Source organism: Methylobacillus sp. (assembly GCF_036844465.1).
Taxonomy (GTDB): domain Bacteria; phylum Pseudomonadota; class Gammaproteobacteria; order Burkholderiales; family Methylophilaceae; genus Methylobacillus.
Genome location: NZ_DAIUFW010000001.1, coordinates 395201 through 417242 on the forward strand (window position 1 = coordinate 395201; position 22042 = coordinate 417242).

Sequence of the window (22042 nt, forward strand, 5' to 3'; positions counted from 1 at the left end):
TTCTGTCGACAAGGTCCCGGCTCAAGCCCCAGGTGACAGAAAGTAGTTAGCGTCATGCAGGTACATCGTCAGGAGAATATTGTTAGCCGCGCTAAGCGATGAACCTGGCCAAGGGCTGCAACAACTGCCTCGTTTCGTTCCCGATAGACGTCTGACTAATCAAGACAAGGCGACTATGGCGCTCACTTCCTTGCCATTGCGGCAAGGCTTCCGGCTCATGCAGGATATGCTGCACGCGATGCACGGCCACGGGCGCATGCTCGCCCTCAATAAAAAACAGCCCCTTGAGCCGCAATAGGCCAGCATCCTGGTAATCCCGCAACAATTCCAGCCACTGCATGAAATCCTGCCGGGGGATAGGTTTCAATTCCAGGCTCAAGCTCGTGACTTCTCCCCCATGCAACACAGGCACATGCAGTACAGATAACCAATGCGGAAAACCCGTCTCCGGCCTCATGCCGAACAAAAGATCAGGAGTCATTGACAAGACAGCCGGATCCAGCAGCACGACCTGGGCTGCCGGATTGACCTGATGGAGATAAGCCTGCAACCTGGACAGCTCCGCAACATCAGCAATATCCGCCTTGGAAACCAACAGGCGATCTGCAAGTTGCACCTGTTTCATAGCCTCCGGGTGTTGCGCCAGAGTATGCATGCCCAGCACCCCATCCACCAGCGTCACTACGCCATCCAGTTGATAGGCTGCCGCAACATAGGTATCCGTCATCAATGTATGCAAGACAGGCGCTGGGTCGGCCATGCCGCTGGTCTCGATCACCACGCGCTTGAATTGCCGCACGCCATTGCGTGAGAAGCGCCAGTGAATGTCTTTCAGGGTTTTCTTGAGGTCGGTACGCAACTGGCAACATAGGCAGCCATTACTCAGCTCCACCACCATGGCCTGCTCCAGTTGATGCGCGACCAACTGATGGTCGAGGCCAATCTCGCCGAATTCGTTGATGATCACCAACGTATCCTGCGCATCTGGCTGATGCAGCCACCGATTGAGCAGTGTGCTCTTGCCTGCACCGAGAAAACCGGTGAGCACCGTCACTGGCAACCGCATCTGGTCAGACATGCTTAGCTTCCTGCCTGTTGCGTACTTCATTTCCTTGCCCCGCAACCATTCTCCCCTTGCCAAATGACATGGCTAGTCGGTAAAGTCCTACGTGCGATTCAGTGAATTCTGATATTGCGCATTGGATGTACGGCATACGCTCTTTTCTGATCTGCTGCAGGAAGTTAGCTCTCTCTTTCAACACCAAGAAAAAGGAAAACACCATGCAAAACATTATTGCCATTCTCATTCTCATTGCAGACATTTACGCAATCATCAAGATTATCCAGAGCTCGGCAGATACGGTAAAGAAAATCCTTTGGATTCTTGGTGTCCTGATCTTCCCTGTGCTGGGCCTGATCGTCTGGTATCTGGCTGGCCCCGGCAGCAAGTCCGACTAACTCATCAATAAGCAGGCTACTTCCCGTAAGTTGCCTGCATTATCCAAAGGTCTTACATTATGCTCGTCACCTTCTCCACCGCCCGTTATAGCGACATCACTCTGTTTGGTGATGTCGCCACCCAACTGCTGCATCTCATGGGCCACAGCGGCACCGTGCCCAGCGCCCTTCTGGCCGACGATGTGCCGCAGGCATTGCAACGTTTGCAGCAAGGCCTGCAACAAGCATCTTCTGCTGATGCGACGGAATCGCCAGATCCTGAATCGGCGGGAGAGCCTGCAGTCAGTCTGCAAAAACGCGCATTGCCATTGATAGAGCTACTGAACTCCGCCATCGCCAACAATAGCGATGTCACGTGGAAATAAACAGCCAGAATCTCCACCAGCTCCATTAGCCAGTAAATTTTCCTTTCATGAACAATGCCGATTTTCACGATAAATCCTTCATTTTCCTGTTATTGCTGGTTTCTGTCGGACTGATCATCATCCTGCTGCCCTTTTACGGGGCAGTGTTCTGGGGCGTCATCCTCGCCATCCTGTTCACACCACTCTACCGGCGTTTGCTACGCGTCACGCGCAACCGCAAGAACCTGGCCGCGCTTGGTACACTGGGCGCTTGTGTCCTCATCGTCATCGTGCCGGTTATCCTTATCGCCAGTTCCATGATCCATGAAGGGGTCACGCTGGTGCAGAAAATCAAGTCGGGCCAGATCAATCCCGCCCTCTATACCCAGCAAATTCTCGATGCGGCGCCATCGCCGGTGCATCGCGGCCTGGAGCGTATCGGACTGACCGACGTCAAAAGCCTGCAAATAAAGCTCTCGGAAGCAGTCATGGAAGGCAGCCAGTTTCTGGCAAGCAAGGCTGTCCGCATCGGCCAGAATACCTTCCAGTTCGTGGTCGGCTTTGCGGTCATGCTGTATCTGATGTTCTTCCTGTTGCGCGATGGCAGCGCGCTTTCCATGCGGGTAAAACAGGCCATCCCGCTCAGCGCGGAACACAAACGCCACCTGTTCAACAAGTTCACCACCGTGATCCGCGCCACGGTCAAGGGCAATATCCTCGTCGCCATCACCCAAGGCGCATTGGGCGGGTTGATTTTCTGGATACTCGATATACAGGCGGCCTTGCTATGGGCTGCCATCATGGCCTTCCTCTCGCTGCTGCCCGCTGTCGGTGCCAGCCTGATCTGGGCGCCAGTTGCTATCTATTTCATTGCCACTGGCGAACTCGGTTCCGGGATTATCCTGATTGCCTTTGGGGTATTCGTGATCGGATTGGTAGACAATATCCTGCGTCCCATACTAGTCGGCAAAGATACCAAGCTACCGGACTATGCAGTCCTGATCTCTACATTGGGCGGCATGGCGGTATTCGGCCTCAATGGCTTTGTAATCGGCCCATTGATTGCAGCCCTGTTTTTCACCATGTGGGATATTTTTTCCACTTCCAGACCACACGACAGGGCTTAGTTAAAACAAGGCAGCCTGTACCGGTGAGTTGGCTGTTTGTTTTCTTTTCCTTGATTTCTTTATCTGGCGCCGCGCATCTGGTATCGGCAAGGCATCATCTGCAAACAGACTGGACTGTACTGGAAACATATCCTCCTGTTCCTGCCAGTTCTGGAATTCGGGCCGCAATTCGGCATCAATCCTGATATCGGATTTCGGCACGCAGCAACATGGCAGGATTTCGTCTGCAGCAATAAAGGCCAACGGCTGCTCCAGGTATTGCACCTCGCCGTCCAGCAATCGCACCCTGCACATGCCGCAATAACCTCCTCTGCACTGATACTCGACCTCGTGGCCTGTGCGTTCCAGGCCATCGAGCAGGGTTTCTTGGGGAATGAGGCTAAAGCTGGTGTGCTGGGTACGAACCGTGCTCAAAGCTCGAAATCGCCCAAGTCGTCGCTGCTGACTTCGGAGTCGATCTGGCCGATGAGGTAGGAGCTCAGTTCCACTTCCTGCGGCGCGACCTGCACCGTGTCGGAAGCCAACCAAGTATTGATCCAAGGGATGGGGTTGCTCTTGGCATTGGGAAACGCAGGCGGCAAGCCAACTGCCGACATGCGGCTATTGGTGATGTATTCGACGTATTGACAGAGAATGTCGCGATTGAGGCCGATCATCGAACCATCCTTGAACAGGTATTCCGCCCATTGCTTTTCCTGCTCGGCCGCCGTTCTGAACATCTCGAAGCATTCATCCTGTAACTCGCTGGCAATCACCGCGAATTCAGGATCATCCTGCCCGGCACGCATGATGTTGAGCATGTGCTGGGTGCCGGTGAGGTGCAACGCCTCGTCGCGGGCGATCAGGCGGATGATCTTGGCATTGCCTTCCATGACCTTGCGCTCGGCAAAGGCAAAGGAACAGGCAAAGCTGACATAAAAACGGATGGCCTCCAGAATATTGACGCTCATCAGACAGCGGTACAACAGCTTCTTGAGCTCGCGCAAGTGAACGGACTTGGTTTCGCCATTAATGACATGGTCGCCCTCGCCGAGCTGCGAATACAACATGGTGTAATGGATCAGGTCATCATAATAGGCGGAAATATCACTGGCACGCGCCACGATATGCTCATTACGCACGATGTCGTCAAAAATCAGCGAAGGATCGGAGACGATATTGCGGATGATATGGGTATAGGAGCGCGAGTGTATGGTCTCGGAGAACGCCCAGGTCTCGATCCAGGTTTCCAGCTCCGGCAGCGACACCAACGGCAGCAAGGCCACATTGGGGCTGCGGCCCTGGATGGAGTCCAGCAGTGTTTGATATTTCAGGTTGCTGATGAAAATATGCTTTTCATGGTCAGGCAGACCCTGGTAATCCGCGCGATCCTGCGACACATCCACTTCTTCCGGCCGCCAGAAGAAGGAAAGCTGCTTCTCGATCAACTTTTCGAACACCGGGTATTTCTGCTGGTCGTAGCGCGCGACATTGACCGGCTGCCCGAAGAACATCGGCTCCTTGAGCTGTTCGTTGTCGACCTTGGAGAAAATACTGTATGCCATGACTTGTCCCGATATATCCCGTCAGGGCGGCGCATGACCGCCCTGTTTTATTTAGTCCTGTTACCTAGATCTTGCACGCGCCGCTTTCGCAACCGTCCCCTTCACCTTCGGTGCCGCCCTCGCTCGCGCCATCGCGGGTGTTATGGTAGTACAGGGTCTTCACGCCCAGCTTGTAGGCTTGCAGCAGGTCTTTCAGCAATTGCTTCATCGGCACCTTGCCGCCTTCGAAGCGCTTGGGATCGTAATTAGTGTTGGAGGAAATCGACTGGTCGACGAATTTCTGCATGATGCCCACCAGCTTGAGGTAGCCGTCATTGTTGGGCAGCGACCACAACAACTGATACTGGCCGCGCAAGCGCTCTATCTCGGGCACTACCTGTCGCAAGATGCCATCCTTGGATTGTTTGACCGATACCAGGCCGCGCGGTGGCTCGATGCCGTTGGTGGCGTTGGCAATCTGGCTGGAGGTCTCGGAAGGCATGAGCGCGGTCAAAGTGGAATTGCGCAGGCCATGCGCGACGATGTCCTTACGTAGCTGCTCCCAATCCAGTTGCAAGGCTTCCTGGCACACTGCATCGAGATCTTTCTTATAGGTGTCGATAGGCAAGATACCTTGCGAATAAGTGGTTTCATTGAATGCGCCGCACGGGCCGAACTCGCGCGCCAACTGCACCGAGGCTTTCAACAGGTAGTACTGGATCGCCTCGAAAGTGCGATGGGTCAACCCCAATGCAGCTTCGTCGGTATAGCCGGTGCCATTCTTGGCGAGGTAATAGGCGTAATTGATCACGCCCACGCCGAGCGAGCGGCGCTTGTTGGTGGCATTGAGTGCGGCTTTGACCGGATAATCCTGGTATTCCAGCAGCGCATCCAGCGCACGCACCACCAGATCGGCCAAACCCTCCAGCTCATGAAGGTCCTCCAATGCACCAAGGTTGAACGCAGACAAGGTACACAACGCAATTTCGCCGCTCTCGTCATTGATATCGTCAAGCGGATGCGTGGGTAGCGCGATTTCCATGCACAGGTTGGATTGACGCACCGGGGCCAGTTTGGGGTTGAACGGACTATGCGTGTTGCAATGGTCCACGTTCTGAATATAGATGCGGCCAGTACCCGCGCGCTCCTGCATCAACAATGAGAACAGGTCCACGGCTGGCAGGCTACGCTTACGGATGCTGTCGTCGGCTTCATATCGTGTATACAAGCGCTCGAATTCATCCTGATCGGCGAAGAAGGCTTCATAGAGGCCGGGAACGTCGTGCGGCGAGAACAGCGTAATGTCGCCGCCCTTGATCAGGCGCTGGTACAACAAACGGTTGATCTGCACGCCGTAGTCGAGGTGGCGCACACGGTTTTCCTCGACGCCGCGGTTGTTCTTGAGCACCAGCAATGATTCAACTTCCAGATGCCACAACGGGTAAAACAAGGTTGCCGCGCCGCCACGCACGCCGCCCTGCGAGCAGGATTTCACCGCAGCCTGGAACAGTTTGTAGAAAGGCAGGCAGCCAGTGTGCTGCGCCTCGCCGCCGCGAATCTCGCTGCCCAGCGCGCGGATGCGTCCAGCATTGACACCGATGCCCGCACGTTGCGAGACATACCGCACAATCGCGCTGGTGGTAGCATTGATGCTGTCCAGGCTGTCGTCACACTCGATCAACACGCAGGAGCTGAACTGGCGGGTGGGCGTACGCACGCCGGACATGATGGGTGTAGGCAGGGAAATCTTGAAGGTGGATACAGCGTCGTAGAAGCGCTTGATGTATTCCAGGCGTGTTGCGCCTTCGTACTTGGCAAACAGACACATTGCCACCAGCATGTAGAGGAATTGCGGGCTTTCATAGATTTTCTTTGTTACCCGGTTCTGTACCAGGTATTTTCCCTCAAGCTGCTTCACCGCAGCATAAGAGAAATTCATGTCGCGCCAATGATCAAGATGCGCGTTCAACTCATCAAATTCCTCACGGCTATAGTCCGCCAGGATATGACTATCATATTTGCCCATCTCGGTGAGTTTGGTCACGTGATCGAACAGATGCGGCGGCTCGAACTGACCGTAGGCGATCTTGCGCAGGTGGAAAATCGCCAGGCGCGCGGCCAGATATTGGTAATCCGGCGTTTCTTCCGAGATCAGGTCCGCAGCGGACTTGATGATGGTTTCATGGATGACATCGGTACGAATCCCGTCATAGAACTGGATATGCGACTTCAGTTCGACCTGCGATACTGATACATTATCCAGCCCCTGCGCCGCCCAATCGATCACGCGGTGAATCTTGTCCAGGTTGATTGGCTCCCGGCGACCATCACGCTTGGTGGCGCTCATGGATTCATACTTTGTCATCTATGACTCCCGTTCAGGAAGCAAGGCAGCCAGAAAACAAGAAATGCCACATGGTGTTGAACAACACGTAACATCTCTGATCACAGACTCGAATCTCGCCTGTTTCAATCTGGTGGAATACCTTGCTTCAACCGTTTAAATAATAAAGACAGTTTTATGCTTGGCAATGATTCAGCATGGATGAACACTTCCGCGCCCCGTTTCCGCCCGGATCACGTTCTTGACACAAGGGCAGGACAACCATCCCGCCACCCTGTCAAAAAGGCAATAATACGCCTCTATCCTGTCTGTTCCAATGCGAATCAAATGCTGTAACGAATCGAACTATACCTCAATAAAATGGGGTAGTGTTAGGCAAAAAACACTAGATATAGTTTTTTGGCGATAGATTACGGATTTTTAAAGAGAAATTTTTATCAGGGAAATTTTCTTCCGCCACAGATGCGCCATCCATGCCAAAATCCCCTTTTTTTCTATTGACTTTTCATGAAGCCAGCCACACTTCCCGAACCTGTTCGCACGGAGATTGACAACATCCCCGGTAAGCTGTTGCTCGAATTCGGCGCCAGTTGGTGCAGCTATTGCCAGGCTGCTCAATCCCACCTGCTTGTCGCCCTCGCATCATTCCCGAACCTGCGTCACATCAGGATAGAAGATGGCAAAGGCCAAGCCTTGGGTCGCAGTTTCCGCGTCAAGCTGTGGCCTACCCTGATCGCGTTGCGTGATGGTATGGAAATTAGTCGCGTCGTGCGCCCGCAATCCGCCACGGAAATCCAATCGCTGCTGGAAGCGTTGAATCACTGAATTGCATGAGGTCGAATCTGGCCTGCCCTCATGCATGCACGGCAGCAGCCAATTCCCGCACTTCTTCCAGCTTTTTATCCACCCATGTCAGCCGGTCGTTGCCACCAGCTTCTGCAGTAGCCAGGGGCGTATGCAGCAAGGAGCAATCAGGTGCAACCCACAAACGCTCCCCGAGCTTTCTGGCCACAGGCTGCAATAGTGCGAGTTTGCTCCGCGCATCACCAGCTTCGGCATGGCGAGCGGCCACAATTCCGGCAGACAGCACCCAATGTCCAGGCAAGGCGTTTACCCATGGCGCAAGCTGTTCCGGCGCATGCACGAGGTCAATATGAATCCCGTCGAACGGCAAATAAGTGATATAGCCCTGATACCGCGCCACATTGGCAAAATAGGTCGCCAGCAGCAATTTGGGGCGCGTGGTGCGGAACCAGGCATAAGCACGCTCTACTGCCTTAAGCCATGCATCGTCCAGATCCAGGCCAAATACCGGCTCATCTATCTGCACCCACTCAATTTTCCTGTGATACAGCTCTTTCAGTAGATGGGCATATTGCTCTGCCAGGTTGTCAATCAGGCTCAGTTTGTCGATTCCATCCGCCTTACTCAGATATAGCAGGCTCACCGGCCCCAGCAGCATTGGCTTGATGGTTTTACGCAGCTTGCTGGCTTCCTCCAGCTGCGTCAGGAAATCGTGGGCATTGATGGAAAACCGGGTCTGCGCATCAAGCTCAGGGACGATGTAATGGTGTTCAGTACCAAACCACGATGCCTGTGCCATGGCGGGCTGGCTGTCAGTGCCAAACGCCAGCGTGAAATAGTCATGTTCCGTCAGCGGCTCTTTCAGGCCAAAACGCGCGGGAACAGCGCCAAACATGATGGAATGGTCCAGCACATAGTCATGAAAAGTGAAATCCCCCACAGTGACGAAATCCAGCCCTGCCTGCTTGCGCCATTGCTCTTCGCGCAAGCCCTTGCCGATTTCCCTCAAGCCAACTTCATTGAGGTCACCTCTCAGGAAAGCCTCGCACGCGAACTTGAGCGCACGCCGCTCGCCGATGGATGGATATCCCAGAATATGCACAACCGCCATACAAACTTTCCCATGAAAAACCAGCGTGGGATTGTCTGTCATGAAGCAGATTCAAAAAAGAGAAAGTTTTTTTGATAAACTTGAATTTCATTCATAGCAAGAAATATGCACCATGCTGGAAATCCGTCACCTGAAATCGCTGATCGCCATTGCCGAAACCGGTAAGCTCGTGCATGCCGCAGAGCGCGTATTTCTCACTCAATCCGCCCTTTCACACCAGATTCGTGTGCTGGAAAAGCATTATGACACTCCATTATTCCAGCGCACCGCCCACGGCATCCGCTTCACGCCAGCGGGAGAGCGTTTGCTGGCATTAGCCAGGGAAATTGTGGAAGCGCAGGAAAAAGCCGAACGCGACCTGATCCGCCTCAAGAGCGACCAATCGGGCGAATTGAGAATCGTGCTGGAGTGCCATACCTGCTTCGATTGGCTCACGCCGGTGATGGATGCCTTTCGCCGCGCCTGGCCGGAAGTGGAGCTGGATTTGGTGGCCGGTTTCCACAGCGACCCCTGGCATTTGCTGCATGACGGCAAGGCCGATCTCGTCATTGGCAGCTTGCCGGAAAGACTACGCGATCTGGATGCAATTCCGCTGTTCAAGTTCGAGATCATGGGCGTGTTACCGCCGGAGCATGAGCTGCGCAACAAGCCACGCCTGATGGCGGAAGACTTCACCGGGCAAACCCTCATCACCTACCCCGTGCCGGAAGAGCGCATCGACGTCATCCGTCAGGTGCTCAAGCCTGCCAACATCGAATTCAGCCGCCGCACCAGCGAACTCACCATCGCCATCATGCAACTGGTCGCCAGCCGCCGCGGCATTGCCGCACTGCCCAACTGGGGCATACAAAGCTATGTCGAGCATGAATACGTGATCGCCAAGCCGATAGGCGCCCAAGGCCTCTGGTCGGAACTGCATGCGCTTGGGATGCCGGATGTCATGACGCGCTCTTATACCCAGGATCTCGCTAGAATCATTCGCGATACCTGCATGGAAAAGTTGAGTGAAATCAAGCTACTTTGAATCTCGCTATCACACCTAATCAGCAAGCTCATCGGTTTCAGATTAAGGTGCGTGGATATGCCTACACGAGTCCCAGGCTTTGGAATAGGCATTAAGGCAATAATGGCAATCCAAGCTCCTTGAGAAATTCATTATGTTTCCTCTTGGCCTCCTGAATTCTCTGCTCTATTGAAATCAAATCGTCATTCACCATGCCCAGGTTGATTTCTTCTTCTGCGATAGCCGTGCTTACATAACGAGAGATATTCAGGTTGAAATCGTTCTTCTCGATCTCGTCCATGCCTACCCGGCGCGAATAGCGCGGCTCTTCCTTGCGGAACTGGTAGGTGTCGATGATCTTCTCGATATGTTCAGGCAGAAGCTGGTTCTGCCGTTTGCCTTTCTCGAAGTGCTCGGCGGCGTTGATGAACAGCACGTCATCGGGTTTTTTGCACTTCTTCAGCACCAGGATGCACACCGGGATACCGGTAGAGAAAAACAGGTTGGCGGGCAGGCCAATCACCGTGTCGATGTGGCCATCCTTCAGCAGCTTGGTGCGAATGCGTGCCTCGGCTCCACCACGGAACAGCACGCCGTGGGGCAGGATGATGGCCATTACACCGTCTTGCTTCAGGAAGTGGAAGCCGTGCAACAGGAAGGCGAAGTCCGCCGCTGACTTCGGTGCCAAACCATAGTTCTTGAAGCGAGTGTCCTCGCCCAGTGCCTCGCTCGGCTCCCAGCGGTAGCTAAATGGCGGATTGGCAACCACGGCATCAAACTTCGGCATCCTGGCCGGATTGGTTTCACGCAGCATGTCCCACTCATTGAGCAGGGTGTCACCGTGGAAGATGTCGAACTCTGAATCCTTCACCCCGTGCAGCAGCATGTTCATGCGCGCCAGGTTGTAGGTGGTGATGTTCTTCTCTTGGCCGTAAATTTTGCCGATGCCGTGCGACCCCATGCGATGGCGCACATTCAACAGCAACGAGCCCGAACCACAGGCAAAATCCAGCACGCTATCCAGATGCGAGCGCTTGCCCGTGGCAGGCTCCTGGCTGTCCAACGTGACGATGGCCGACAGAATGTCTGAAATACGCTGTGGCGTGTAGAACTCGCCGGCCTTTTTACCGGAGCCCGCCGCGAACTGGCCAATCAGGTACTCATAGGCATCGCCCAGCCTGTCACTGTCGGTGGAGAACTGCCCCAGTCCCTTGGCAATTTCGGCGATGATCTTGCACAGGCGGGCATTGCGCTCGGCGTAGGTCTTGCCCAGTTTGTCCGACGCCAGATTGATCTCCGAGAACAGGCCCCGAAAGGTGCTGGCGAAGGACTCTTCCTCGATGTACTTGAACCCCTTCTGCAAGGTATGCAGCAGCTCGTCATCCTGCGTGCGCGCCATCTCGGCGATGTTGCCCCACAGGTATTGCGGCTCTATCACGTAATGCACCTTGCGGCGCATTTGCTTTTCGAACTCGGCGACATCCTCTAGGTTACTTTCGTACCAGAGCTGTAGCGGCGTGGAGACCGAGCCATCAATCTGCCGAGGGTAGTCCGATCCCAGCTCCTTCTGAGCAGCCACCTCGTAGTTGTCCGACAAATAACGAAGGAAGAGAAAAGCCAGCATGTAATCGCGGAAATCGTCTGCGTTCATTGCACCACGCAGTTGGTCGGCAATGGCCCAAAGGGTTTTGCCCAGTTTTTGTTTTTCGAATTCGGTCATGGTGTACCTGCTGTTGCAGCCTCGGGAACTTGAGGGAACAAATTGGGGTTGAATGGATAACGGCTTAAAAAATCATCGAGAATCTTGGATTCATAGAAAAACTTCCACTCATACAGATGAAACCATTTTCAAATGATTGATTGAGCTTTCAAATTTTATCTTATCTGAAAAAACCAATACCTCATCACCGATCCTATTAGAGGTCGAGTGCTGTAGCTTGTAAGCCCTTCTCTCAAAAGACTGATACAGGTTGGTTATAAAAGAGTGATTGTCATACGACAAAAGCCATGGCGTTGAAAGCTGGCTTACATACTGCGATAGCCGTCTGTGATCATCATCTTTGTATGCATTCAAATATAGATTTGATCCCTTTTCATAGTAAGGAGGGTCAAGATATAAGAAGGTTTTATCCGCATGAGAAATAAACTTTTCGATCAAATTTATTCCATCCATATTTGTCACTTCGATACGATCTGCAAAGCGTGAAATTTTTTCTATCCTGCGGATTAATTCAGCCTTATTGAACCGGGCATCAATTTTGTATTTTCCTTTTTGTTGAAGGCCACCAATGATGCCAGCATTCAAAACACCTGAAACATTTGTTCGATTAAGAAAGAAAAACGACGTGGCCAAATCAAAACTATCTACATAAACCTTCTGACTAATAGCCTCTTTACACTTGCACCAAGTGTCCACTGTGACCGGTGTTTTCTCGATCCACTCAATCAAACGATCCGGCTGAGTCACACATACACTCCAAAAGGCATAAACCAATGGATCCAGGTCGTTAATAACAATGCTATCGGCATACTCCTCATAAAGTAGACGAAGCGCCAAGCCAGCTCCTCCAGCATAAGGCTCTATATATTTGCAGCCATCCAGACCGTTTTCAGATATTAGGCTGGAAACAAAAGTGAAGATGCAGTTCTTCCCTCCAGGGTATCTGAGTGGGGAATGTACAAGACTCATGACTTCTTCCCGTGAGTTATCCTCAAAATTCCCCCCAGAATTATTGAAAGAGCTATGGCCTGCTCCTCATTTCTGGAATTAGCGTAGTCATGTGCGCCAGTCTGAAAAAGCTGTACAACTTTTCCTTTTTCCACGCTCTGGTTTGATAATAATGTTTTTGTGTTCTTATCAAGAGATTGCTTTGCTTGGTCAAAATTTTCCGTCAGATAGTTCTTTAAATCTTTATTGGCATCACGTGCGGCTGTCTCGGCAAGCATACGTAATGACATTCTAAAAATGACTATAAAATCATCACTAAAAGTCATTTTCTTGCTTTTATATACATTATATATCTGCTCAATATCTCTGTAGAGGTTGTTAATATGACCTGAGCCAAGAGAAAGAGCCCCACCAAAAACTATTTGCTTTGGTGCATCTTGTCTCCTAGTTCTCGGAGACGTTGGCCCAGCCTCATCATTTCTTGTATTTCTATTATCACTTTGATTTTCCGCATCAGAATCCCCTTTTGATTCTGACTGGCGCCCCGTATTATGGTAATCCCCCATGTTATCCGTATTCCCATTAGGTTCAGTGTTACCATGTTTTTTATCAAACCCACCAGAGTCACTATTCAAAACGCCATTGACAAATGCGATACCTTTTGCAGCTGTATATACTGCATCAACCTTTTCATCTCTTAGAGCCAAGACAATTTTTTTTAGGTTATTAATATTCTCAAATAAAAAATGATCGTCACTCTTGCTAATAACGAGTTTTTCTTTCACTTGCTTGTAACTCAACAAACGGTCAAGAGTTGTTTTATTGACTTTTAACTTGTCCTCGGCGGTTATCAAACTCCTGTAAGTCAGCAAGTCTAAGGCTTGTAACCCAATGGTAAAATTACCTTCAAATCGATTTTTCTGCTCTGAATCCCATGAAATCTGCCCCTTACCCTCTTGCGGGCCACTATGGTTGATTGATATCCAGTGTTTCGCAGCTTCACGGCTATCAAATATTACACAGTCAACTTCAGATGGGATTGTTCCTTTGGCTTTGAGAATAGTGTCAATTCTCTTCCGTATTTTAGGATCAGAATCAGACAACGAGGGAGTTTCCAGAATTTTCAACGCTGTTACCCTACGATTTCCATCGCCATCAATAAACTTGCTACCTTCCTTGAAAAGAATCAGTTTTGAACTAGGATTCAGCCCATTTTGATAGATGTCGGAGGCCAAATTAACAATTTTAGTACCTTGATCTTTCAACATAGCCTGAATCGCTTCACGCTGATTATTTACGGGAGGAAACCTTGGGTTTTCCTGATCCAATTGAATTTTGCTAATTTTGACTGGGTTTTCTATGTAATTTTTCTTCATTCCAAACTCTCCATGACAGGAAAAATCTGCTGCATCAGGCCCTTTTTGTGGGTTTTTAGGCTGTCGATTTTCTGGCTTTGCTCAGCGATGTGGTCATCAAGGGAAGACAAACAGTCGGCGATGCGTTGTTGCTCGGCGGTATCCGGCAGCCAAATTTTCAGACCTTCAAGGATTTCGGTTTCTATTTTTCCTGCCCCAATGCCTGTTTCATTAACCGCTATACGGGAACTCAGAGAAATAAGTTGGTAAAGCAAAAATATTGAGATTACATCCGGCGTAACGGTCAGTGCCTTTACATCTTGATTAAAAGCCACGTCACGTAACGCGATACAAATAGGCACCCTCTTAAAGAGCATGCTCCCACGCACAAGGATTAATATGGCCCCTTTTTTTGCTAGGCGGGTACCATTTCCGATGGCCATAGTAGTAACCCGAAGATCAGCATCGGAAATATTCATGTCATGCATAGAGGACGCGCTAATCCAAGGAATATCGCCCTCCCAGTACGCTGGCTCTGCCTTTGGAGGCGTCCCCCCAGAGGAAAACTTAACCAGCATATTCAAAGGCTTGAATTTATGTTCCGGAGTATCAAAAAACTCTAGAAACCGCAGCCGTGGCACGGTTTCGCCTTCGCGGGGGAAAAGCTGCTGCATCAGGCCCTTTTTGTGGGTCTTGAGGGTGTCGAGTTTTTGGGTTTCCGCTGTGATCAGATCATCGAGGGAGGATAGGCAGTCGGCGATTTTTTGTTGTTCGCCAGACTTAATATCTGGAAAAACAACTGTGCGCTCCTTCAGTATAGAAAAATGACGCTTGTAGTCTTCCATCGCCAGTGGGTGGTGGCTAAGGGAATGGAATAAAAATTCAGCGGAGATGGTCGGCTTTGCCTTGAGAATTTTGATGCCATCGGCGCCTTGTGCAAACGGATTTTCAACAAACTTGAGGGCGCAGGTGTGGTCGCCAAATATGATCAGCGGCAACGATTCGGCAATTACAGCGCTTTCATCATCAGTCCAGCCGCAAATAAGTTCTTGAGACTGATCGATGATGGGAAACTTACCTTGCATCCGATAGCTAGACGACTGCAGTTTCGCCGGTGGGCTAACCGTAGTAATAAGTTCCCCCAATTTATCCTTGCCCCATTCCGCGGTTTCTAGAAACTCCGAAAACCGCAACCGAGGCACCAAGGCCGCTTTGTCCTTGGTGTTTTTCTTCACTTCACTCATGACGCTTGCCTTGTTCAGATTCTTGCAGCCATTGCCGCCCCAGAGCCGTCAGGCGGTATTGCTGCAAGCGGCTATTGGGTTTGTCGGGCAGGGTCATTTCGATCCATCCTGCGGCCAACAGGAGCCGGATTTGCCTGTGCAGTTCACCCGACACACCGCGGTGGCCCAGACGCGAGGCAAGTTCTTTCTTGCCCCGCGGCTCCTGTTCCAGCCACAGCACCACTTTTGCTGCCAGCTTCGACTCTAGCCGTGACTCTAGCCGCTCGGTCTCGACTTGTTCGGTTACTTGTTCACCTTTGGCCTGCCATTGCGGAGCGGGCCGCTGCACTTGTGCGGTGAACTGGTTGCCGGTGATTTCACTGATCAGGTCAATCTGCGGCCATTCGTCCAGCACGCGTGGGATACCGCTGCCCATGCTCGGCGCAGTCGCGGAGCCGGACAGATATTCACCACAAGAAAAACGAGCGTTGCTGTATATCACTCGTTCTCCAGCCTATCCGGTTTATTCAGGGTCTTTTTTTCTTCCGCAGTCAGTCGCCGCTCCACCTTTTTCACATCCTCAGCGGCTGGCAGGCTTTCAGGGCGGATGCCGCGATTAAGCAGCGTTTGGCGCACGGCTTGGTTGTTGGTGACATGCTCGCTGGAAATCTGCGCCTCGCTTTGCATCTGCTGTGTGCGGGCATTGTGGATAGTGATTTCAGCGGCAAAATCCTTGGCTTTCAAAATGATGGTGGGTGCAAAATCTGCCAGCGGGCGGCTGTCGGGTACTCTCCACTGGGCTTTCATGGCCTGGGTATTTTTGCCAAATAGTGCGGTATCTCCTTTGCTGCGGATCAGGGCAAAGTTCTGGTTGCCGCCGGTCTGCTCGTAGATCACGCTGGAGAGTTCTTTCTCGGTATCTGACAGCTTTTTGCGGGCTTGTACGCGCTCAGTTTCCAGCAAGCGTTGTTCAATCAGTTCAGCCTTGCGGGTTTGCATGGCGAAGTAGGTTTGGGCAAAGGCGATTTCCTGCTTTCTAGAATCGCCATTTTGAGCAATCAGGTAGCAGGCATAACGGGTAAGCATGATGTCGCTGATCTCGCGCTGACTGCCGGAACCGAGTTCAACCATTTTGTTGACGTCAACAAAATGGTTGCCAACGTCATGCCCTGAGATTTCGCAGGCGGTTTTTGCCTTGGAGATAGCCGCTAAAAAATTACGCCATTCGCTGTAGCCCAGCAGATGTTGTAGATCCCTCGCCAGCCAGTATTCCACACCGTTCTCAGTGTGCTGGGCATGGCCTTCAAAGGTGGCGGTGAGGCTGTGGATTAAATCGTTTTGCATGGTTAATTTCCTTCCCTGTCAGTGCTCATAAGCATCCAGCCCGGATATTTCCCTGCCTTGTGCCAGCTTGCGCAGCAAGGGTGATAGATCTTCCATCAGGGCCAGTTCTTTTTGTGTGCGCACCTTCCAGCCCAGTTCCAGCGGGGCCATCAGCTCCGACAGGCGTTCGCCATCGAAAATGCGGCGACGCAGGATTTCATCGACAAACACTTGCAGGGCATCAGGTGTAAGCGCATGGCGGTTGGCAATGTCGGCAAGCTCTTTTGCTTTCTTCTCTGCTTTGAAACGCTCAAATCCGCTGCGAATTTGTTTTTCGTCCAAGGCTTCATTGACCGGCAGGCCACGGATGTACTCAGCAATATCCTCGCGCTCGTCGATGAACTTGGCATCGGACTGGATCAGGCCGATGAGCTGCTCGCGGTTCATGGTGAGCTTGCCGGGCTTCTGCTGGGTCAGCTTGGCGATGAGGCCCATGATGTAGTCGTAGTCGATGACCGCCGAGGCGAAGAGCACGAACTCGAAATCAAGCTGCTGCACCGCGTTGAGTGCTTGGTCGCCGTCCTTATTCTGAATCTCTTTGAGCTGCTTGGCGGTTTCCAGGTAGGTGCTGCGAAAGCTCAACAACTGATCCTTGGGCAGCAGGGTTTCGATTTTTTCTTGCTGCTCGGGCTCCAGATCGGTGTATTGGTCAAGCTGGGTTTTGAGCCGCTGCACTTCTTTGAAGCGATTGACGAACTCGATACGGGCGGTATCGCCTTTGAGGTTGTATACCGCTTCAGGCTCGCATACCAGGTTTTTGCCCACCATGAATTTCTCCATGGCCTGAACGGCTTTGGCATAGGCGTCAATCACTGCTTTGGCAGGCTCTACCAGCCAGATTTGGCGCGGGTTGTCGATTTTCTCGCCGGAGAACAGGGCAATGGCCTCTTCCACTGATTGTTGCTGTTGGCGAAAATCAAGGATGTGGCCGTAAGGTTTGCTGTCGTTCAGTACGCGGTTGGTGCGCGAGAACGCTTGAATCAAGCCGTGATGCTTGAGGTTTTTGTCCACGTACAAGGTATTGAGGTACTTGGAGTCAAAACCGGTGAGCAGCATGTCCACCACGATGGTGATGTCGATCTTTTGCGCAGCGGGAAGATCAGTATTCGGATACTGCTGATCCTTGATGCGCTTTTGCACATCCTGGTAATAAAGGTCGAACTCGCTGATGCGGTGGTTGGTGCCAAAGCGTGCGTTGTAATCGGTAACGATGCGGGTGAGCGCCGCCTTCTTGCCTTCGGGGTCTTGCTGGTTGTCTGCCTTCTCTTGCGGCAGGTCTTCCTGAATCTGCTGTACGTCCTTGTTGCCCTCGGCAGGCGGGGAAAATACGCAAGCGACGTTCAGTGGGCGGAATTCCGGGTCTTGTTCGGCTTTTTGCTGTTGAATTTCCGCGAACAGCTCGAAGTATTCGATGGCATCGTTGATGCTGGCCGTTGCCAACACCGCGTTGAACTTGCGGCCATTGGTGGCGGCATCGTGTTTGGCGAGGATGGTCTCGATGACCTTGGGTTTGGCCACACCTTCACCAGGTTTGGGAGGATTCTTGCCTTCGGGCTTGAAGTAGTCCACGTGAAAGCGGAGAACGTTGCGATCTTCAATGGCGTGAGTGATGGTGTATTGGTGCAGGCAGCGCTGGAACAGGTCATCGGTGGTGCGGTAGCTGGCCTGCTGGCCTTCGATTTGCTGATAGCTGGCGTTTTTCTCGAAGATGGGGGTGCCGGTAAAGCCAAAGAGCTGGGCGTTGGGGAAGAACTCCTTGATGGCTTTGTGGTTGTCGCCAAACTGCGACCGGTGGCATTCATCAAAGATGAACGCCATGCGCTGATTGCGAAGCGGTTCCAGACGCTCCTTGTAGTTGCGCTTGTTGCCGCCGTTGCCTTTGTTGTCGTCCAGCGCCAGACCCAGCTTCTGAATGGTGGTGACGATGACCTTGTCGGCGTAGTCATCCGATAACAGACGGCGCACCAGGGTTTCGGTGTTGGTGTTCTCTTCGACGCAGCCTTCCTGGAAGCGGTTGAATTCCTCGCGGGTCTGGCGATCCAGGTCTTTGCGGTCCACCACGAACAGGCATTTGTCGATATCTGGGTTGTCCTTGAGCAAGGTGGATGCTTTGAATGAAGTCAGCGTCTTGCCCGAGCCGGTGGTGTGCCAGATGTAGCCGTTGCCGCAATTCTGGTGGATGCACTCCACAATGGCTTTGACGGCATAGATTTGGTATGGCCGCATCATCAGCAGCTTCTGTTCGCTGGCCACCAGCACCATGTAGCGGCTGACCATCTGGCCCAGGGTGCACTTGGCCAGGAACTTCTCGGCAAAGCTATCAAGCTGCGTGATTTTCTTATTGTCCTCGCTGGCGAACTGGTAGACCGGCAAGAAGCGTTCATCAGCGTTGAAGCTGAAGTGCCGTGCATTGTTGTTGGCGAAGTACCAGGTATCGGTGCGGTTGCTGACAATGAAGAGCTGAAGGAAGCACAGCAGCGTTTTGCCGTAGCCATTACCAGGGTCAGTTTTGTAATCAACGATCTGCTGCATGGCCCGGCGCGGGCTGACGGCCAGCGTCTTCAGCTCAATTTGCACCACCGGCACACCGTTGATGAGCAGCATCACGTCGTAGCGGTGATGGCTGTTGTCAGTGTTCATACGCAACTGGTTGACGACCTCGAAGTCGTTCTTGCACCAGTCACGGATGTTGACCAGGGTGTAGTTCAGCGGCGTACCGTCGTCGCGCTCGAAGCTGTTGATGTTGCGCAGCGTTTGAGCGGCGTTATAGACATCAGGTGTGATGATAATGTCGAGCAGATGCTGAAATTCGCTGTCGGTCAGGTGCACTCGATTGAGCGCCTCGAACTTCTGGCGGAAGTTACGTTCTAGCGCTGCACGGTCGCGGATGTCCGGTCGCAAGGTATATTTAAGATCGGCCAGCTTGGCGACCAGATTCCGCTCGATCTGGCTTTCAGTGATATTCATCCTAACGGCTTAATTGAATTCCAAAGCACTGGATTCTACAGGATCAACACCACTATCAGCTATCAATGGAAAAGCTCAATAGCTGCCATTGCATTTTCTCACTCGATAGTGATTTTCCGCCCTTGCGCCGCCGACTGCATCGCCGCCACAATGGCCTGGCAATTGCCGCGCGCATCCGCCAGGCTGAGGAACGGCGGCTTGCCGTTGAGCACGCAGTCGCTGAAATGCTCGATTTCGAGGATGAAATGGCTGCTTGCGGGCAGGCGTTCTTCCCAGAAGCGGCCGTCCTCGGTCCACCAGGTGATGACCGGCACATCGCCCGCCTGCTGCCAGACGGTATGGCATTTCAGGCCGCCCTTGCTGCCGGTCACCTGGTATTCGGAGCGGCGCGAGCATTCGAAGCCGATATCGAACTGCCCTTGCCTGCCTTCGCCGAAATCGAATACGCCGCTGGTGGCGATGTCGGCCCCGCTTTCAGTGTATTGCGCTATCGTCACGACGCTCTTGGGTTCGGTGCCAAAAACGCTGCGCAATGAATGGATGGCATAGGGCCCGATATCCCACATCGCGCCACCGCCATGGTCCACATCCTTTTCCAGGCGGTAGAGCCGCGCGGGCTTCATGATGAAGGAGTAGCTCGCGCGCACGAACTTCACGTCGCCGATCACGCCGGAACGCAGTAACTCCTGCACGCGCGCGAATTGCGGATGGAAGACGTACATGAAGCCTTCCATCACGGTAACGCCCTGCTGCTGTGCCGCATTCGCGATGGCATCCACGTCAGCCACGGTCAGCGCCAGCGGTTTCTCGATCAGGACGTGCTTGCCCTTCGCAATCGCCTTCAACGCCCATTCGGTATGCTCATGGTTGGACATCGGCAGGTAAACGGCCTCGACATTGCCGTCGTCAAGCAATGCCTCAGGCTCGTCATAGCACTTCACGGCGCTTGCTGCCTGGGGCGCATGCTTTTGCACGATTGCAGCGGCGGCCCCCGGACGGCGGCTGGCAATTGCTACCAGCTCGGCATTGGCTGCATCAACGATGGCTGGCAACAGGCGCTCATTGACGCGGGCCGCGCCCAAAATACCCCAGCGTAATTTTCTTTCCTGATTCATGTTTCTTCTCCTCCTAAAAGCGACAATTTCGTGATCATCCGGTTAAGGCTGCGTGCCTGGAAAACCGGGAATCAACTCAGTATCTTCATGTTGCACCAGTAATGTTCTTTCCACATGCATCATTAGCTCGCGCGACGCATAGCCATCAGCAGGCAAGGTGTGCGCCAATTGATAGCTGCGAATGGCGCTTTGGGTCTTGCTGCCAGGCAAGCCGTCAGTGCCGCCGGTATCGAAACCCAGATTGGTCAATTGCTGTTGCAATCGCTTAATGGCCTCCATGCTCACCGGCTCCTGCTCGGCTGGCAGCGCGGCGCGTAATGCGGGCGCCCCCAGAAAACGGTTGGCAAGATGCCCCACAGTCAGGGCGTAATGCGTGGAGCGGTTCCATTGCATCACCACGTTGAAATTGTCGAACACCATAAACGCCGGGCCGCGCCAGCCCTGCGGCAGGATGATGGCAGCATCACGATCTGCGGCTGGCAAGGCCTGTCCCACGACCTTCACACCCATGGCCTGCCATTGCGCCACACTGTGTTTCTGGTTGATGGCGGCCTGTTGCCAGGCAAAATCTTCCGGCAGGTTGACCTCGATCGCAATCGGCTCATTGCGCTTCCAACCTATCGAGCTGAGGTAACGTCCTGCCGAATACATGGCGTCGGAGAGGGATTGCCAGACATTGATCTTGCCATCGCCGTCGCCGTCCTCGGCATAGGCCAGAAAGGTGGAAGGCATGAATTGCATGTGCCCGACCGCTCCCGCCCACGATCCCACCATGTTGGCTGGCGCGACATGCCCGGCATCGAGGATACGCAACGCATCCAGCAACTGGCTGCGGAAAAAGCTATGCCGCCGCCCCTCATACGCCAGAGTAGCCAATGCCTGCGGCGTGGAAAATGTCCCCATCACCTGCCCGTAATTGGTTTCCAGCCCCCAGAACGCCATTAGCACCTCAGGCGGCACGCCGTATTTCTGCTCCACGCCTTGCAACAAGGCGCTTTGCTCGCGCAACAACGTCTGGCCGCGCTCCACCTGGCGCGAAGTGACACGACGGTTCAAGTAGGTCATGAAGGTCTGGATAAACTCGGGCTGGGATTGATCGAGCTCGATAATGCGGCTGATAGGCTGCGCATTGGCAAATGCCGCCTGCAAGCTCGCGGCTGAAATACCTTGTGCCTGTGCCTCACGGTTAAAATCCGCCAGCCAGGCTTCAAAACTCTGCTCCGCCGCCTGGGACAAGGGGCTTGCCACCCCTCCCGCCACCAGCACCGTAGCCACGACCTGACGCAAACTGAACACCACATTCTCCTTATATATTGATGCAACAACCACAAGGCAGATGACACACGACATACCCAAAGCGAGTATGCCCTAAAAATCAGCGACAACGCCTTCACAAAACCAAGGGCGAGCGCAGCGATGCCAAGTAGCATTGGTTTTCCCCGTCTGACAGCACCGAGTAGCGCAAATCTGGCTGGAAAAGAGCTTGCGTCTGTTTGAGCGCAGCGAGTTCAGCAAGCTCCCAGACGGATTGAGCAACGCAGGGAACCGAGAGCTTTGCTCTCGGTACTGGCAATCGGGTCGTCTTTCCTTTGGTTACTTTCCTTTGACGAAGCAAAG

Annotated in this window: 19 protein-coding genes; 5 read left to right on the forward strand and 14 right to left on the reverse strand. The window is 52.9% G+C overall.

Features of this window, described 5'->3' with window-relative positions; translation table 11 throughout:
• Positions 1 to 91: 91 nt before the first annotated feature.
• On the reverse strand, positions 92 to 1078 hold the full coding sequence (locus V7Z75_RS01885; RefSeq protein WP_334106757.1) for a CobW family GTP-binding protein: 987 nt from the start codon (positions 1076 to 1078) through the stop codon (positions 92 to 94).
• A 203-nt stretch (positions 1079 to 1281) separates the two neighbouring features.
• On the opposite strand from V7Z75_RS01885, the gene V7Z75_RS01890 reads away from it, so the two are divergent.
• Genes V7Z75_RS01890 through V7Z75_RS01900 form a run of 3 tightly spaced genes read left to right on the forward strand, consistent with a single transcriptional unit; the run spans position 1282 to position 2929 of the window.
• Positions 1282 to 1458 (forward strand): PLD nuclease N-terminal domain-containing protein, encoded by a 177-nt coding sequence (locus V7Z75_RS01890; RefSeq protein ID WP_334106758.1) that lies wholly within the window; start codon positions 1282 to 1284, stop codon positions 1456 to 1458.
• 59 nt (positions 1459 to 1517) lie between these two features.
• Positions 1518 to 1823, forward strand: a complete 306-nt coding sequence (locus tag V7Z75_RS01895) for a DUF1840 domain-containing protein (RefSeq protein ID WP_334106760.1) — start codon at positions 1518 to 1520, stop codon at positions 1821 to 1823.
• A 47-nt stretch (positions 1824 to 1870) separates the two neighbouring features.
• Positions 1871 to 2929: an AI-2E family transporter gene (locus V7Z75_RS01900; RefSeq protein WP_334106762.1), complete on the forward strand. Its 1059-nt coding sequence runs from the start codon at positions 1871 to 1873 to the stop codon at positions 2927 to 2929.
• On the opposite strand, the gene yfaE is transcribed toward V7Z75_RS01900, so the two are convergent.
• The 3 genes from yfaE to nrdA all read right to left on the reverse strand — a co-directional run bounded on the left by yfaE (position 2930) and on the right by nrdA (position 6817).
• Positions 2930 to 3343: a class I ribonucleotide reductase maintenance protein YfaE gene (gene yfaE / locus V7Z75_RS01905; RefSeq protein WP_334106763.1), complete on the reverse strand. Its 414-nt coding sequence runs from the start codon at positions 3341 to 3343 to the stop codon at positions 2930 to 2932.
• A complete protein-coding gene (gene nrdB, locus V7Z75_RS01910; RefSeq protein ID WP_334106764.1) occupies positions 3340 to 4473 on the reverse strand; it encodes a class Ia ribonucleoside-diphosphate reductase subunit beta in 1134 nt (377 codons plus the stop codon). Before nrdB ends, yfaE begins: the two co-directional genes overlap by 4 nt.
• Positions 4474 to 4537: 64 nt before the next feature.
• A complete protein-coding gene (gene nrdA / locus V7Z75_RS01915) occupies positions 4538 to 6817 on the reverse strand; it encodes a class 1a ribonucleoside-diphosphate reductase subunit alpha (RefSeq protein ID WP_334106765.1) in 2280 nt (759 codons plus the stop codon).
• 486 nt (positions 6818 to 7303) lie between these two features.
• Here nrdA and V7Z75_RS01920 point away from each other — a divergent pair, with 486 nt between their 5' ends.
• Positions 7304 to 7621: a thioredoxin family protein gene (locus V7Z75_RS01920; RefSeq protein ID WP_334106766.1), complete on the forward strand. Its 318-nt coding sequence runs from the start codon at positions 7304 to 7306 to the stop codon at positions 7619 to 7621.
• Positions 7622 to 7649: 28 nt separating this feature from the next.
• On the opposite strand, the gene V7Z75_RS01925 is transcribed toward V7Z75_RS01920, so the two are convergent.
• The gene (locus V7Z75_RS01925; protein ID WP_334106768.1) at positions 7650 to 8711 is read right to left on the reverse strand and encodes a hypothetical protein; all 1062 of its coding nucleotides are present in this window, start codon (positions 8709 to 8711) and stop codon (positions 7650 to 7652) included.
• 112 nt (positions 8712 to 8823) lie between these two features.
• On the opposite strand from V7Z75_RS01925, the gene V7Z75_RS01930 reads away from it, so the two are divergent.
• Positions 8824 to 9735 carry a LysR family transcriptional regulator gene (locus V7Z75_RS01930; protein WP_334106770.1) on the forward strand — a complete coding sequence of 304 codons (912 nt, stop codon included), beginning with the start codon at positions 8824 to 8826 and terminating at the stop codon, positions 9733 to 9735.
• A 91-nt stretch (positions 9736 to 9826) separates the two neighbouring features.
• Here V7Z75_RS01930 and V7Z75_RS01935 read toward each other — a convergent pair whose 3' ends face one another.
• From V7Z75_RS01935 to V7Z75_RS01975, 9 genes are all read right to left on the reverse strand, one after another.
• Positions 9827 to 11434, reverse strand: a complete 1608-nt coding sequence (locus V7Z75_RS01935) for a type I restriction-modification system subunit M (protein WP_334106772.1) — start codon at positions 11432 to 11434, stop codon at positions 9827 to 9829.
• Positions 11435 to 11542: 108 nt separating this feature from the next.
• Complete coding sequence (locus tag V7Z75_RS01940; protein ID WP_334106773.1) at positions 11543 to 12403, reverse strand: DNA adenine methylase; 861 nt, start codon at positions 12401 to 12403, stop codon at positions 11543 to 11545.
• The gene (locus tag V7Z75_RS01945) at positions 12400 to 13758 is read right to left on the reverse strand and encodes a hypothetical protein (RefSeq protein ID WP_334106774.1); all 1359 of its coding nucleotides are present in this window, start codon (positions 13756 to 13758) and stop codon (positions 12400 to 12402) included. The genes V7Z75_RS01940 and V7Z75_RS01945 overlap by 4 nt, the downstream gene beginning before the upstream one ends.
• Positions 13755 to 14981, reverse strand: a complete 1227-nt coding sequence (locus V7Z75_RS01950; RefSeq protein WP_334106775.1) for a restriction endonuclease subunit S — start codon at positions 14979 to 14981, stop codon at positions 13755 to 13757. The genes V7Z75_RS01945 and V7Z75_RS01950 overlap by 4 nt, the downstream gene beginning before the upstream one ends.
• The gene (locus tag V7Z75_RS01955) at positions 14974 to 15462 is read right to left on the reverse strand and encodes a Fic family protein (RefSeq protein WP_334106777.1); all 489 of its coding nucleotides are present in this window, start codon (positions 15460 to 15462) and stop codon (positions 14974 to 14976) included. Before V7Z75_RS01955 ends, V7Z75_RS01950 begins: the two co-directional genes overlap by 8 nt.
• Complete coding sequence (gene dinD / locus V7Z75_RS01960; protein ID WP_334106778.1) at positions 15459 to 16304, reverse strand: DNA damage-inducible protein D; 846 nt, start codon at positions 16302 to 16304, stop codon at positions 15459 to 15461. Before dinD ends, V7Z75_RS01955 begins: the two co-directional genes overlap by 4 nt.
• 18 nt (positions 16305 to 16322) lie before the next feature.
• Positions 16323 to 19310, reverse strand: coding sequence for a type I restriction endonuclease subunit R (locus tag V7Z75_RS01965; protein WP_334106779.1), 2988 nt, complete (start codon positions 19308 to 19310; stop codon positions 16323 to 16325).
• A 98-nt stretch (positions 19311 to 19408) separates the two neighbouring features.
• The gene (locus V7Z75_RS01970) at positions 19409 to 20425 is read right to left on the reverse strand and encodes a Gfo/Idh/MocA family protein (protein WP_334106780.1); all 1017 of its coding nucleotides are present in this window, start codon (positions 20423 to 20425) and stop codon (positions 19409 to 19411) included.
• Positions 20426 to 20467: 42 nt separating this feature from the next.
• On the reverse strand, positions 20468 to 21721 hold the full coding sequence (locus tag V7Z75_RS01975) for a lytic murein transglycosylase (RefSeq protein WP_334106782.1): 1254 nt from the start codon (positions 21719 to 21721) through the stop codon (positions 20468 to 20470).
• Between the last annotated feature and the right edge of the window lie 321 nt (positions 21722 to 22042).

Bases quoted from the DNA above. Each gene is read 5' to 3' on its own strand.
- V7Z75_RS01900 (WP_334106762.1), top strand. From the start codon at position 1,871: ATGAACAATGCCGATTTTCACGATAAATCCTTCATTTTCCTGTTATTG.
- V7Z75_RS01895 (WP_334106760.1), top strand. From the start codon at position 1,518: ATGCTCGTCACCTTCTCCACCGCCCGTTATAGCGACATCACTCTGTTT.
- nrdB (WP_334106764.1), bottom strand. From the start codon at position 4,473: ATGGCATACAGTATTTTCTCCAAGGTCGACAACGAACAGCTCAAGGAG.
- V7Z75_RS01925 (WP_334106768.1), bottom strand. From the start codon at position 8,711: ATGGCGGTTGTGCATATTCTGGGATATCCATCCATCGGCGAGCGGCGT.
- V7Z75_RS01930 (WP_334106770.1), top strand. From the start codon at position 8,824: ATGCTGGAAATCCGTCACCTGAAATCGCTGATCGCCATTGCCGAAACC.
- V7Z75_RS01970 (WP_334106780.1), bottom strand. From the start codon at position 20,425: ATGAATCAGGAAAGAAAATTACGCTGGGGTATTTTGGGCGCGGCCCGC.
- V7Z75_RS01950 (WP_334106775.1), bottom strand. From the start codon at position 14,981: ATGAGTGAAGTGAAGAAAAACACCAAGGACAAAGCGGCCTTGGTGCCT.
- V7Z75_RS01945 (WP_334106774.1), bottom strand. From the start codon at position 13,758: ATGAAGAAAAATTACATAGAAAACCCAGTCAAAATTAGCAAAATTCAA.
- V7Z75_RS01940 (WP_334106773.1), bottom strand. From the start codon at position 12,403: ATGAGTCTTGTACATTCCCCACTCAGATACCCTGGAGGGAAGAACTGC.
- dinD (WP_334106778.1), bottom strand. From the start codon at position 16,304: ATGCAAAACGATTTAATCCACAGCCTCACCGCCACCTTTGAAGGCCAT.
- V7Z75_RS01920 (WP_334106766.1), top strand. From the start codon at position 7,304: ATGAAGCCAGCCACACTTCCCGAACCTGTTCGCACGGAGATTGACAAC.
- V7Z75_RS01965 (WP_334106779.1), bottom strand. From the start codon at position 19,310: ATGAATATCACTGAAAGCCAGATCGAGCGGAATCTGGTCGCCAAGCTG.
- V7Z75_RS01935 (WP_334106772.1), bottom strand. From the start codon at position 11,434: ATGACCGAATTCGAAAAACAAAAACTGGGCAAAACCCTTTGGGCCATT.
- nrdA (WP_334106765.1), bottom strand. From the start codon at position 6,817: ATGACAAAGTATGAATCCATGAGCGCCACCAAGCGTGATGGTCGCCGG.
- V7Z75_RS01890 (WP_334106758.1), top strand. From the start codon at position 1,282: ATGCAAAACATTATTGCCATTCTCATTCTCATTGCAGACATTTACGCA.
- V7Z75_RS01885 (WP_334106757.1), bottom strand. From the start codon at position 1,078: ATGTCTGACCAGATGCGGTTGCCAGTGACGGTGCTCACCGGTTTTCTC.